Origin of the sequence: Rhodococcus sp. DN22 (assembly GCF_036669995.1) — a bacterium.
In the GTDB taxonomy this organism is placed as follows: domain Bacteria; phylum Actinomycetota; class Actinomycetes; order Mycobacteriales; family Mycobacteriaceae; genus Rhodococcus_F; species Rhodococcus_F erythropolis.
This window is the reverse complement of the sequence record NZ_CP133326.1, coordinates 262,642-276,873: the sequence shown is the minus strand read 5'-3', so window position 1 is coordinate 276,873 and position 14,232 is coordinate 262,642. Positions and strand designations below refer to the sequence as shown.

Annotated in this window: 8 protein-coding genes; 1 reads left to right on the top strand and 7 read right to left on the bottom strand. The window is 63.6% G+C overall.

The genetic code is table 11. The annotated features are described in order from the left end of the window. Positions 1-7 precede the first annotated feature (7 nt). Entirely contained in the window at positions 8-919 is a 912-nt protein-coding gene (locus RA302_RS01200; RefSeq protein WP_166501637.1) for a LysR family transcriptional regulator, read from the top strand. Here RA302_RS01200 and RA302_RS01195 read toward each other — a convergent pair. The 7 genes from RA302_RS01195 to RA302_RS01165 form a co-directional block, all read right to left on the bottom strand. Next, the gene (locus RA302_RS01195) at positions 916-2,457 is read right to left on the bottom strand and encodes an acyl-CoA carboxylase subunit beta (protein ID WP_019746413.1); all 1,542 of its coding nucleotides are present in this window, start codon (positions 2,455-2,457) and stop codon (positions 916-918) included. The genes RA302_RS01200 and RA302_RS01195 overlap by 4 nt on opposite strands. Next, positions 2,454-7,397: a polyketide synthase Pks13 gene (gene pks13 / locus RA302_RS01190; RefSeq protein ID WP_166501636.1), complete on the bottom strand. Its 4,944-nt coding sequence runs from the start codon at positions 7,395-7,397 to the stop codon at positions 2,454-2,456. Before pks13 ends, RA302_RS01195 begins: the two co-directional genes overlap by 4 nt. Positions 7,398-7,434: 37 nt before the next feature. Then, positions 7,435-9,324, bottom strand: coding sequence for a long-chain-fatty-acid--AMP ligase FadD32 (gene fadD32 / locus RA302_RS01185; protein ID WP_003943899.1), 1,890 nt, complete (start codon positions 9,322-9,324; stop codon positions 7,435-7,437). A gap of 182 nt (positions 9,325-9,506) precedes the next feature. Continuing rightward, a complete protein-coding gene (locus tag RA302_RS01180) occupies positions 9,507-10,502 on the bottom strand; it encodes an LLM class F420-dependent oxidoreductase (RefSeq protein ID WP_166501635.1) in 996 nt (331 codons plus the stop codon). A gap of 206 nt (positions 10,503-10,708) precedes the next feature. Then, positions 10,709-11,662 carry a cutinase family protein gene (locus RA302_RS01175; protein ID WP_166501634.1) on the bottom strand — a complete coding sequence of 318 codons (954 nt, stop codon included), beginning with the start codon at positions 11,660-11,662 and terminating at the stop codon, positions 10,709-10,711. Positions 11,663-11,671: 9 nt separating this feature from the next. Further along, the gene (locus RA302_RS01170; RefSeq protein WP_084324966.1) at positions 11,672-12,223 is read right to left on the bottom strand and encodes a DUF732 domain-containing protein; all 552 of its coding nucleotides are present in this window, start codon (positions 12,221-12,223) and stop codon (positions 11,672-11,674) included. Between the two features lie 106 nt (positions 12,224-12,329). Next, positions 12,330-14,213 (bottom strand): alpha/beta hydrolase-fold protein, encoded by a 1,884-nt coding sequence (locus RA302_RS01165; RefSeq protein ID WP_019746407.1) that lies wholly within the window; start codon positions 14,211-14,213, stop codon positions 12,330-12,332. Positions 14,214-14,232 lie beyond the last annotated feature (19 nt).

Below are 14,232 nucleotides of genomic sequence, written 5' to 3'. Positions count from 1 at the left end.
TACTACTGTGTTGAATCTCGAAAGACTCCGCGCCCTGCACGCTGTCGCCGAGAACGGATCAGTAGCGGCTGCCGCCCGCACCTTGCATGTCACACCCTCCGGAATTTCGCAGCAGTTGAACAAGCTCGAGCGCGAGGTCGGTGTTCCGCTCCTCGAACCGCAGGGCCGCGGTGTACGACTCACCGAAGCGGGCCGGATCCTCGCGCGCCGAACCGCAGAGGTTCTCTCGACGCTCGCCCAGGCCGAGGCGGAAATCGCGTCGCTGCAGAGCGAGGTGACGGGCCGCGTACGCATCGGGGCCCTGGTCTCCCCCAGCAGGACAGTGCTGCCGCGAGCCATCGCCGAGATCAGGCACGCGCACCCCCAGCTCGAAATCACCTTCAACGAAGGCGAATCCGAAGAACTCCTCCCCGCACTGATTCGCCGCGACCTCGACGTCGTGGTGGTCGACAGTTGGAGCACTCTGCCCGTCGAACTTCCCGACGGAGTCTCCTTCACGCCCGTGTACGACGACGTGGCGCTGCTCGCTCTCCCCGCGTCACATCCGCTGGCGGATAACAAGGTCGTCGCGCTCAGCGAGCTGTCCGAGCATGCCTGGGCGACGTGGACCCGGGGAACGGACTTTCACACCTTCACCGTCAGGACCCTGCGCGCGCAGGGGTTCGACCCACGAATCGAGTACGAGGTCGCCGAGTTTCCCACCCAGGTCGAATTCGTCGCTCAGGGCCTCGCCGTCGCTTTGATCCCGCGCCTGGCGAGAGTTGTACCACCGGAAGGTGTTCGAATGCTCGACACCCTTCCGCCGCTGGGCCGCGACATCTACCTCGCCTGGCGGACCGACAGCGAAAGACCTGCCGTCCTGGCGGCGATAGAAGCGCTACGCCGCCAGTTCGACGCCCTCGGTGACAAGAAGAATTAGAGCGGCATCAAGTTGTGCTTGCGCGGGTTCTTGAAAATCGTCTTGTCCTTGAGCAACTTCAGAGCCTTGCGGATTTCGAGACGCGTCTGCGAAGGCTCGATCACCGCGTCGATGTATCCGCGCTCAGCCGCGATGTACGGCGTCGCGACGAACTCGTTGTAGAAGTTGATCAACTGAGCACGCACCGCGGGTGCGTTCTCGCCCGCCTCGGCGAGCTGACGACGTCCCATGATGTTGACGGCACCCTCGGCGCCCATCACGGCGATACGAGCGGTCGGCCACGCGAGGTTGATGTCGGCACCGAGCTGCTTGCAACCCATGACGGCATAACCGCCGCCGTACGCCTTACGAACCACCACAGTCACCTTCGGGACAGTGGCTTCGATGTACGCGAACAGGAAACGCCCGCCACGCTTGATGACACCGACCTTTTCCTGATCGACGCCGGGAAGAAAGCCTGGTGTGTCGACGACAAAAACGAGCGGGATGCTGAAAGCGTCGCACAGGCGCACAAAATGGGCAGCCTTGTCGGAGCTGTCCGCATCGAGGGCGCCACTGAGGTACGTGGGCTGGTTGGCCACGACACCGACGGGCAGGCCGTCGACGCGGGAGAACCCGGTGATCACGTTGTGCGCGACCTGGGCTCCGATTTCATGAAAGGTTCCGTCGTCGAAGATCCGCAGAATGATGTCGTGCATGTCGTAGCCGGCATTGTCGGCATCCGGCATGAAGGCGTTGAGTTCGAGATCCGACTCGGTGATCTCGGGTTCGAGACCCGGGTTGATCAGCGGCGCCTTCTCCGTGCACGAGGACGGCATGAAGCTCAGGTACTCACGCACCCAGTCGAATGCAGCCTTCTCGTCGGGAGCGACGTGATGGATGTTTCCGTACTCCGCCTGCTTGCGCGCTCCGCCCAGATCCTCCAGGCTGACCTCTTCGCCGGTGACCGACTTGATGACGTCGGGTCCGGTGACGAACATGTACGACTCTTCGGTCGCGACCACGACGTCGGTGTTGATCGGTGCGTACACGGCACCGCCGGCGCACTTACCGAGGATGACCGAGATCTGTGGGCAGACGCCGGACAAGGGCTCCTGACGTGAACCCATGTTGGCGTACCAGGCCAATGAGGAAACGGCATCCTGGATTCGAGCTCCACCGGAATCGTTGATACCGACGACCGGGCAGCCCACCTTCAGTGCAAAATCGTTGACGGCTGCGACCTTACGGCCGAACATCTCTCCGGCGGCACCGCCGAACACAGTCTGATCGTGCGCGAACACGGCAACCGGACGCCCGTCGACAGTTCCGTGACCGGTCATGACGCCGTCGCTGTACGGGTTGTCCTCGCCCGCCATCTTCACCAGGGCGCCGACCTCGACGAAGCTACCGGGATCGAGCAACATGTCGATGCGCTGGCGCGGCGTACTGTGCCCTGCTGCATCGCGCTTCGCAATGGCCCGAGCCGAGCCGGGTTCCTTTGCCTTCTCCAACTTTTCGCGGAGTTCAGCGAGCTTCTCCGCGGTGGTTGTCGTCACTTCTGAACTCCGGTTTCCGCTGCTTTGGTCTGAGCTGTCTCGATCTGGGCCAGCTTGGTGGTGAGGTCTGCCGCAACCTTCGCGATGTACGGCTCGTCGACGATCTGCAGGTGGTCCCCGCCGATGTAGACGACCTCGAGGTTCTTCACGTAGTCACCCCAACCACCATCTGCCTTGCGGGTCTTGAATGCAGGCTCGAGCGTCATCAACTCGTCGTGGTACTTGTCGGCCATGTAGAGCACGACGTCGCCGTCGTAGCTGCTGAACTCGGCCGTCTGGATGGCACGGTTGTCCAACCACGACGTCCGCTGATGCTCGATGATGCCGCCGGGAATCTTGGCGCCGCTCATCTTGATCATGTCCATCAAGATCTGGATCTGATCTTCGTCCGCTTCGGTGGAGGCCAGAACGTCAAGCGGCAGCGGAACATCCAGGTTGTAGGTGCGCTTGGCGAACTTGCCGTAGCGCTCCCAACGCTTGCGTCGTTCCGCCTCGGTGTCCGGCACGACCTCGCCGGCCATGACGGTGTCGAGCAGTCCGACCACACGCACGTCGGCGCCCTGCTCACGCAGCAACTTCGCGACCGCATACGACATCACGCCGCCGAACGACCAGCCACACAGCACGTACGGTCCGTCGCCCTGGATCTCACGCAGCAGCGGAACGTAAGCAGCAGCACGGGTTTCGATCGAGCCCTCGACCCGCTCGAACCCGTACATCGGCGTGCCGGCGGGCAGGCGCTTGAGCAAAGGCTCGTACGTCACGGTCGAACCACCGGCAGCATGGAAAACGAATACCGGTACGGCAGTGGAACCTTCGGGACGGGCACGCAGAGTGCGTACGAGTCCGTCGATCTTGCCGTCGTCCTCGAGGTACTGGCGCACGACGTCCGCGAGCTCTTCGATGGTGGTGGAATCGAGAACGTCGTCGAGAGTGATCTCGCCGCCGGCACGCTCGGAAAGCCGAGCAGCAAGCTTCTCGGCGACCTCGTCACCGACGATCGGCAGATCGTTGAAAATACCCTTGGCGGACTTCCCGGTGACGACGGCCCACGTCGCAAACGTCAAGCGCTCGGCCGCATCTCGCGGCGGAACATCGGAGCCGGCATCGTCGGCAGTTCCGGCTCGAGAAGGATCGGAAGGCGCAGCAGCAACCGGAGCAGTCGCCGGCAGTTCCACCGACTCCTCAGCGGGAGCAGCGTCCTCGTCAGCCGCATCGGCTACCAACTTCTCGGCAGCCTGCTTGTCGGCCATCGCCTGAACCTCTTCGCGATTGTCAATCGCGTAGCGCAGGTACTTGTTGACCTCGTTGAGGCTCGCGTCCTTGACTGCCTGGAGCTGGAGCTGCGGAATGTCGAACTCGTACTCGACGCGGTTCTTGATACGCATCGCCATGAGCGAATCGAGACCCAGTTCGATGAGCGGAACCTCGGCCGGAAGATCTTCCGGCGAGTACCCCATCGACTCGGCCACAACGATCTTGAGGCGGTCGTCGAGGCTCTGCGAACCGTTCGGATCCCACTTGTCTCCGGCGTCTTCGACGACCTCGGCCAGGGTTTCCATCGGCGCACTGGTCTTGACCGGCGCGCTAATGACCAGCTCGGGCAGCGGCTCACCGGACGTGACGACGGCATCGAACAGCAAACGGAACGTAGCGCCCTCGCGTGCGTGCACCTGCACCGACGCTCCACCCGGATGCGGGTTGAGGGTTGTCGTCAGGGTCGCAGCGCCGGCCAGTTCACCGTGCGGAACGGCAGCGGTGAGAGCGACATCCGAGAGCACCTGTCCGGCAGCAGCGCTCACGAGCACAGCCAGATCGGTGACGGCGGATGCGTCGACCTCCCACACGTAGCGGCCGTCGGGCAGAGCGACGTGCGAGCCGGGTACGCGAGCCGAACCGCCGGCACTGACGCGAATGTCGAGCCAGTACGGCTTACGCAGGAATGCAGTACGCGGAACCGAGGCGAAATCGCCTGCAGGAAGCAAGGACTCGAGGTTCACGGCATGGCCGTGCACGTACAGCTGCGCGAGAGCGGCAAGCACACCCGCGGACTCGTCTTCCTTACGCTTGAGCGTCTGGATGAGTTCCATGTCGTGCAGGCCCGAATCGAACGCGGTAGCCGCCACCGACATCAGCGTCACCGGGTTGGGTGCAAGCTCGACAAAAGTGGTGTGGCCGTGGGCAACTGCACCGCGTACCGCATTGGTGAAGTACACGCTGTGGCGAAGGCCCTTGACCCAGTACGCCTCTTGATGGATCGGCTCGTGACCGGGACGGTAGAAGGTGTCCTTGTCGACGGACGAGTAGACGCCGAGCTTCAACGTGGTCGGCTCGATACCGGCCAACTCCGCGGCAAGCTCGCCGAGCAACGGATCGACCTGTGAGGTGTGGCTGGCACCCTTGGTCTGCAGGACACGCGCCATCTTGCCGTCGGCCTCGGCGGCCGCGACGATCGCCTCGATGTCCGGCTGCGGTCCACCGATCACCGTGTGCGTCGGAGCTGCGTAAACGCAGACCTCGAGCTTGGGGTACGTGGGCAGCAGCGCCTCGATCTCGGATGCGCTGTACTCGAGCAGTGCCATCAGACGGATGTCGTCACCGACGAGTGCGCCCTCGGCCTCACCCATCAGCCGTGATCGTGAACAGATCACGCGCACAGCGTCTTCCAGGTTCAGACCACCGGACACGTATGCGGCAGCGGCCTCACCCATCGAGTGCGGAACCACGGCTTCGGCCTCAGCGCCGTGGTGACGCAGCAATGCGGCCAGACCGACCTGGATGGTGAAGATTCCCACCTGTGCGGTCTCGACGTTGTACTCGATCGAATCGTCGAGGAACATCTCGACCATCGAGTAGCCGGCCTCGTCCTGGATCAGCGCATCGACCTCGTCGACGGCTGCCTTGAAGGCCGAGTTCTCCGTGTAGAGCTGCTTGGCCATCTTGCGGTGCTGCGAGCCGAAGCCCGAGAACACCCACACCGCGCCCTTGGGCGACGGCGAGTCGGCCGAGAAGACTCCTTGAGCCGGCTTGCCTGCGGCGACGGCGCGCAGCGAGCTGATGGCCTCGGACCGCGTCTTCGCCAGAACAGCGGCGCGCGAGCGTCCGTGGTTGCGACGCGCGAGTGTGCGGGCAACGTCGGCGAGGGGCGTCTTGCTTCCCTCTTCGGTTTCGAGCCAGTCGGCCAGATCTGCAGCTGCGCGGCGACGACGCGAAGGCAGCGCACCGGACACAGCCAGCACAACGGTGCTCTCGTCCTCTGCTGCCGGTTCGTCAACTACCGGGGCATCCACGACTGGTTCATCGACTGCCACGTCGGCGGGCACGTATTCCTTGACCACGACGTGCGCGTTGGTTCCGCCGAAACCGAAACCGGAAACACCGGCGACGGCCTTGCCGGTGTAACGCGGCCAGTCGGTGGCCTCGGGCGTCACCTGCAGGTGCGACTTCTCGAAGTCGATGTGCGGGTTCGGGCCCAGGTAGTTGATCGTCGCGGGAATCTTGTTTTCCTGCATCGCCAGAACGACCTTGATCAGGCCGGCGGCGCCCGCAGCTGCTTCCAGGTGCCCGAAGTTGGTCTTCGCACTACCGAGCAGAGCCGGCTTGTCGTCGTCACGGCCACGACCGACGACACGGCTGAGCGCGTCGGCCTCGATTGGATCACCGAGATCGGTACCCGTTCCGTGCGCCTCGATGTAGTCGACTGTGGTCGGCAAGATTCCGGCGTCGCGGTACGCGAAACGCAACACGTCGGCCTGGGCGTCAGGGTTGGGCGCGAGCAGACCGTTGGAACGGCCGTCCTGGTTGACCGCGGATCCGGCGATCACCGCGAGGATGGAATCGCCGTCACGCTCGGCGTCTTCGAGACGCTTGAGCACGACGAGTCCGCCACCCTCACTGCGAACGATGCCCTGAGCGTGTGCGGAAAATGCACGCAGTTTTCCGTCGGGAGCGAGCATCCCGGTCTGATCGAAACCGAGGGTTCCGGGAGGGGCCAGCAGCATGTTGACGCCACCGGCCAGCGCGATGTTGGAATCACCACTGCGCAGCGAACGCACAGCCTCGTGAACGGCAACCAGCGAAGACGAGCACGCGGTGTCCAGAGCGATGGACGGTCCACGGAAGTCGAAGAAGTACGAAACCCGGTTCGCGACGATGGCCGTCGACGTTCCGGTCAGTGCGTACGGGTGCGCCGTCGTCGGATCACTGACCGCGAGCAACTGGTAATCGTTGGCGGAACTGCCGATGAAAACACCGACCTGCTTGCCCTTGAGCCCGCTGGCCGGAATGCGCGCGTGCTCGAGCGCTTCCCACGCGAGTTCCAGGGCGAGGCGCTGCTGCGGATCGACGTTGACGACCTCGAGCGGAGACATCGCGAAGAACTCGGCGTCGAAGCCCTTGACGTCGTCGAGGTACCCGCCCTTGGTGTTGGCATTCTCGACCGCGGCCTTGATGGCGGGATCCGACATGAACTCGGCCCAGCGGTCCTCGGGGAGGTCGCTGATGCCGTCGCGTCCGGCCGCCAGCATTTCCCACATGTCCGAAGGCGTGTGCCCGGCACCGGGGAATCGTGTGGACAGTCCGACGATGGCGATGTCGTGGGCGTCCGTCGTGGCGCCTGAGACGTAGTACGACGCGTCGACGGTCTCCTCCGGCGCCTCGGGCTCACCTTCGATGATCCGAGTAGCCAGCGAAGCGATGGTGGGGTGTTGATAGGCAACCGTGGCGTTCAGCGTGACGCCGAGCAGATCCTCGATGTCTCCGCTCAGAGCGACTGCGTCCCGCGAGGCGAGCCCGAACTCTTCCATCGGGCGATCGTCCGTGATCGACCCAGCCGGCTGACCGGTCGCATTCGCGATCCAATTGCGAAGCCACTCACGCAGCTGCGCAACACTCATCTCGCTCACAACGTCTTTGCTCTGCACACCATCTTGTTCAACCATCAACTCACCAAGCCACCGATCATGAAGGGACTGCTCCTCAAACGCTATCGGGGAATGCGGTCTGCTGATAGCCGCCTCGCAACGTTCCCTCGATATAACTCGCCTTACACGCGCGGCGAGCGATCTTGCCGCTGGACGTACGCGGAATCGAACCCGCGGGGACGAGCAGGATGTCTCGGGCCGTAACACCGTGACGGGAAGAAATCGCCGCACGCACAGTGTCCGCGATCGGCTGCGGATCGGCCTTGCCTGCGCCGGGAGCACGCTCGGCCACGATGACCAACTGCTCCGAGGAATCGTCGTCGTCGAACTTCAGACCGGAGTGCGTGTTGGAGAACACGACAGAAGGCAGCTGGTTGGCCGGTACGGCAAACGCAGCGATGAAGCCGGGGCGCAGGGCGGGGCTGGCTTCCTGAGCCGAAGCCTCGAGGTCCTGCGGGTAATGATTGCGACCGTCGACGATCACGAGGTCCTTGACGCGACCGGTGATGTACAGCTCGCCGTCGACGTAGACACCGAAGTCGCCGGTACGCATCCAGTTGGCATCCGCCGGCGTGCCCTCGGTGTGGCTGTCTTCGCTCAACCGATTGTCCAGCTTGTTGTGGAAGGTCTCCGCCGTCTCGTCGGGGCGACCCCAGTAGCCGATGCCGATGTTCTCGCCGTGCAACCAGATCTCGCCGACGTGATTGTCGGGGACCTCGGTCAGAGTTTCGGGATCGACGATCGCCGCCCACTGACTGCGCGAGACGTACCCACAGGAGACCTGTGCGATGGCGTTCTCGGAGTACTGGTCGACGATGACCATGCGGCCCTTGTTGAGTTCCGTGCGGTCGACGTAGATGACCTTGGCCTCGTCGGAATGCTTGGTCGAGGAGACGAAGAGCGTCGCTTCGGCCATGCCGTACGACGGCTTGATCGCAGTCTTGGGCAGACCGTACTGAGCAAAAGCGTCGTTGAACTTGCGCATCGACGACGTCGTGACCGGCTCACTGCCGTTGATCAGGCCGATGACGTTGCTCAGGTCCAGGGTCTCGCCGTCCTTCGGCAGGCCGCGCGCGGCAGCGTGCTCGAAAGCGAAGTTGGGAGCGGCGGCAAAGGTGCCTGCGCCGTCGGAAACCGCAGCCAGTTCCTTGATCCACCGGTACGGCCGCTGCACGAAAGCGCGCGGGCTCATGATGGTGATGTACTTGCCGCCCAGAGCAGGCAGGATGACCGTCAGCAGGCCCATGTCGTGGAACAGCGGCAGCCACGTGACGCCGCGTGAGTCCTCGTTGAGTTCGATGGAGTCGACCATCTGGAGCGCGTTCGTTCCGACAGCGCGGTGGGTGATCTCCACGCCGGCGGGAACTCGGGTCGAACCGGAGGTGTACTGCAGGTACGCGATGTCGTCGAGTTCGATGTCGGGACGAACCCACGTTTCACCGACAGTGTCGGGAATCGCGTCGACGGCGATGATGCGCGGACGCTCGGCAGCGGGAAGCGAGCGGAACAACTGACGAACACCGGCTGCCGACGATGCGGCAGTCAGAATCGCAGTCGGCTTGCAGTCACCGAGAACAGCGTGAAGACGGTCGGTATGGCCAGGCTCGTCCGGATCGAAGAGCGGCACCGCGATGGAACCGGCCTGAATGGCGGCGAAGAACGAAATGACGTAGTCGAGCCCCTGCGGCGCAAGAATCGCGACACGGTCGCCACGCTTGGTGACCTGCTGCAAACGGGCTGCAACAGCGCGCAGACGCACACCGAACTGCTCCCAGGTCAGCTCCAGGGCTTCACCGTCACGCTCGCGTGAGTAATCGATGTACCGATACGCGAGCTCGTCCGCGTTGACACGCGAGTGTTGCTCGACGTAGTCGACCAGCGTGAAGCCTGGTTGCAGGCGGATCTGGCCCTTCTCGTCGAGAAAGCCATCGAACAGCGCGTTCATTCCATCTCCTCCGAAGCGATCACACAAGCACTGTCTTTCATGCCTGCGCCCCAGACTTCCTTCGCTCTCTCGGGTCCATCTTCGATCAATCGAATCGCACTTTGTGCGCAACTCACCTGAATCACTTCATCGATCCCAAACCATCGATATGTTACAGATTCGCATCGTCCGTATTCTCCGGCCTACTCGCCCGCCAGTAACGGGATGATCGGGGCGAACGCTTCCATCTGCGTCGGGAAGACCCCGACGTACGACATCGACGTCTTCTCGCGGACCAGTCGAATCTGGTCTGCGATTTCCTCGAAAGTGCCCACAGCCAGGTATGGAGAGTTCAGCAACTCCTCCACGCTCAGCTTACGATCCACTTCGATGTTCGGCGGAAAACCTTGGTCCAGAGCGGCGATTGCCATCTCGGCAGCCTGCTCTCGATCGTCGGTGATCATGATCATGGTGATGGTCCAGTTGAGTTCGATCTCATCGAAACGCTCGCCGGCAGCTTCGCGGATCCGCTCGACACGTTCGATGGTCTTTTCCATCGTGATTCCGGAGAGCAGAAGCCGCCCGTCACGGTTGGTCGGTGTGGCGACCGAGATGATGTCCGCGTACTTCGCGGCGAGAGCGAGCATCTTCGGTCCACCGCCACCGACGATGATCGGTGGCCGCGGGCCCTGCCGCGGTCGCGGGCTGCCCTTGAGGCCACGCACCTGATAGTGCTTGCCTTCGAAAGTGCATTCCTGCCCGCGCAGCAGTGTGTCGAGAATCTGCAGAGACTCCTCGAGTTTCTCGATGCGAACGCCGGGGCTTTCGTATGGGATGCCGCCCTTGTCGAACTCTTCCTTCATCCAGCCTGCGCCGATACCGAGTTCGAGTCGACCACCGGACAGCACGTCGATAGTCGCCGCGTCCTTCGCGAGCACAGCAGGATGACGGAAGCCGTTGGCCAACACGGCAGTGCCCAGACGGATCTTGTCCGTGGCCACTGCGAGCGCTCCCAGTGCGGCGATCGGTCCGACCTGATTACCCAGGTGGTCCGGAATCATGAACGAGTCGTAGCCGAGTTCCTCGGCCTTCTGCGCAAGCTTGACGAAACGTCGCGCACCACCCTCTTCGGCGTTGCCCTCGCCACCGGCCGCAAACCGGAATTTGCGTAGGGCATCGCTGCCGTGGGTGGAACTCATATAGCGATTCTCCTGTGATGGACACGTACGTCGTACTCGGACTTCGAAACCGGACAAATCGAACCTACTCGCCAGTCACTTACGTGACAGCACTGTAGAGGACGCCCCCGGACCGTGCAGCACTCTACCGGGACCAAACGAGCAGATTACCCGCGAGCGAACTCCCGAGACGCCCGATTGTGACGAATCAACAGTGCGGCGGTGACTCAACTGTGGGGCGGTGCCGGTGCGGCGTCGATCTTCTCCGCAGCCCACTGTGCCATCCATTGGGTGGCCGTCGTGCCGTTCGGATCGACTTGGAAGGAGTTGTACATCGCGTGCACAGGGTTGTTGTAGTACTCGAGAAGCCGCGGCGCCGAACTCAACCAGTTGGTCGGATTGAGAGCGGCGGCCGGAGCGTCGCAGATACCGTCGCTCGGCGCGCAGATCTGATAAGTCCGGTCGTTGAGGTCGCCGAATCCGCCTGGCCTCGGGCCGGTCATCGTGAGACCGGGAAGCTTCAGCCCGTTCAGCGACAGCTCGGCGCCGACACCGGCAACGCTCGGGCCAACCGTGTTCCCGAACGCCGGATCGCGCCGACCGTCGGCAATCAAGCCGACGCCCAGAACCAGATCGGCAGGCACCGCGCCGGTACCGTCGCCGATACTCGCGGCGACGTCACCCGCGATCACCGCGCCCTGGGAAAATCCGGTCAGGACGTAGCTCGTGAGCGGGCACTCGGCGTGCCGCTTCATCAGAAAGTCGTTAGTGGCAGCAGTTCCCGCAGCCCGGCTGTTGTTGTAGGACTGCTGTCCGTCCGGCGGGATCGCAACCGGATTCGAAAACTGTGCGACGTAAGGAACGGTGTAGACGTCGGCCCTCGAACTATCGAACTTCTCCTGCAGAGGACGGGTCACGTTCAGCATCAACGACGCCGGATTGGCCGTCGGGTTGTACGGGTCGTCGGTAGCGCTCGACTCCCACGTACCCGGTATGGCTACTACCTGGACATCGGGGCAACTGGCCGGCTGAGAGACCGGTGGCTCCGGACTCGGCGGGATCGGAGTCGGCGAAGGCACCCGCCCGGCCAGGATGTACCAACCGCCGATCACGACCGCTGCGACCACAAGAATGATCAGCAGCGGGATCAGGCACCCACGACGCTTTCCAGACCTCGCCATGACCCGCGCCTACTTGCAGTAGGTGGTGTTGGCGACGTCGATATAGATCTGAGCGTTCGCACCTGCCTGCTCGGGAGTGATCTGCTTGCCTTCCGCCGACGCTTCCTGGCCGACGAAGGCAGTCACGAAGGTCAGGACCTCGTCGTCGGTCTGAGGACCGGCAGCGCAGATGTAATTGGCCGTGTTGACGGCGATGCTTCCGTCACCGGCTGGGGTGATGCCCTTCGCCTTCAGTCCGTCGAGGAACTTCTGTGCCTCTGGACTGACCTCGACGACTGTGGGGCCCGGGAAGCCTTCGATGCTCTGCGGCTGCTCCGGCGGCGCAGTGGCTGCTGCTCCTGGACTGGTGGGCGCAGCCGACGCCGTCGTGGTCGCAGAGGCGGACGAAGACGCCGAACCGCTCGAGGACGAAGCCGCAGCGGACGTCGTGGTGACCGGATTGGAGGTTGCAGTGGAGTCGTCACTACCGCACCCGACCAGCGCGCCACCCGCGGCGAGCGCCAAGGCGCCGACCGCGATCGCGCGTGCACAAGTGTTTCGGTTACCCGAGAAAAGCGACATCAATGTCCGTCCTTGCCTTCAGTCGAAAGTCCATCAACAGGTTACGCAACGCACGCGGGCGGGCACCGATCCGTGATCGGGCCCGCCCGTCGTGCACCACTGTGAGTTAGTGAACTTCTGTCTTGTCACCGATCACCGTGATGTAGCCGAACTGGAAGTTCTGCTGGACACCACCGGGAATGTCGAACTTGTCACTGATCGGGAATCCGAGGCGGCCGCCCTCGTATCCGACGCTCTTCCAACCGTCGAAGAGCGGGCCGTTCTCGACGGACCATGCACCGGTGCCGGGGCTCCAGTAGATGTTGCCGCCCTCGAACTCGGTGAAGCGCCCGTTGTCCTTGATCGGAACCTCGTTCGACTTCGGGAATCCGAGCCAGCCGTTTTCCCAACCGAGTTCGCCGTACTTGCCCATGATCATTCCGAGAACCGCGTGAGTTCCGTTGGCGCTGCTGTACATCGCGCCGATCTCGAATCCCTGAACCTTGCCCGGCTTGCCGGGCGTCGCGATCTCGTCGGCGGTCGGGTAGCCGAGCGGGCCACCTTCCCATCCCTGTGCGGACCACTCGGCGAGGATGTCGCCGCTGACGGGGTGAGCGCCGGTCTGCGGGGTCCAGTAGATGGAGCCGTTCTGGAAGTGGTTGAAGCGTCCGCGTCCGTCGGGGGTACCGAGTTCCGGGGTACGCGGGAAGCCGAGCGGGCCGGCCGCTGCTCCGGTGTTCATGTACGCGCCGGCGATACGACCGGCGACAGGCTGGGCGCCCGTTCCACTGGTGAAGTAGATGCGACCGTTGCGGAAGTCCTGTGCCAGTCCACCCGCGACGCTGTACTCGGGCGTGATGCAGTCGCCGATCCAGCCGTTGGCTGCAGCCGTCGCACCGATCTCACCCGAAGTGCCGCAAGCCGGCTTCTCGACCTCGACGCCGATGGCGTTGGCCAACTGCGGCCACAGCTGATGAAGCTCGAACTGCCAGTACGGCCACGAGTGGGTTCCGGACGGGCGGTAGTTGACCTGCGCGGGGATGCCGAGCTGGTTGAGCTTGGTCGCGAAGGTCTGCGAGGTCAGGCGAGCGAGGATCTCGAGGCCCATACCTGCGTAGTTGGTGCTGACGCCGGGAATTCCCGACGGCTGGTCGTACGGGCCGGTCGTACCGCTGCCACTCGAGACGTACAGGCTGACGCCCTTGAGCTTCTCGGCGAGCGCATACGGATCGTGTGCAGCCCACTGTGCGTTGGACGGCGGTCCCCACATCGCGGCGGAGTTGTATCCACCGGCGTCGGTCATCGCGAACTGGATTGCCTGAGGCATGCCGAGCGAAGTGGTGGTGAGGATGCCGGACAGCGAAGCCGCGAACTTGAAGAAGCCGGGGTTACGCGCCGTGAGGAACATCGCGGACGTTCCGCCCATCGACAGTCCGACGACACCGCGCGTCTGCGTGGTCCGCCAGTCCTTTTCGAGGATCGGGGGCAGTTCCTTGGTCAGGAACGTCTCCCACTGGTAGTTCTTGCCGTTGTCGGGCTCGAGCCAGTCGGAGTAGAAGCTGGACTGACCGCCGACGGGAAGAATGACGTTGACGTTCTTGTCCGCGTAGAAGGACTCGGCGTCGGTTTCGTAGGTCCAGGCGTTCTCGTTGTCGGTCGCGCGAAGACCGTCGAGCATCCAGACCGAGGGGAAGCTGGCCGACGGATTGACGTTCCAATCGCGAGCCAAGAGGATCTGCACCTGAATCGGGGCGCCCATCGCGGGAGAGTTCACCCACAGCGCGACGCGACGCTCACTGAGCCAGTCGACCTTCGTGACCGCTGCGCCGGTGGGGTTCTGGGTCACGGCCGGTGCGGCCTGAGCAGGTGCCGGCGCGGCTGCCGCGGTTCCGGCCGTCGTCAAGCCCGCGGCGATCGGCAGTACCAGCATCGCTGCCAGTGCGCCGACGACCTTTGTCCGGAAGGTTGCCCGGGACCGGCGACGGTCCTCCGTGGCAAGGCCTACTCGCATGAGCTCACTCTCTTTCCTT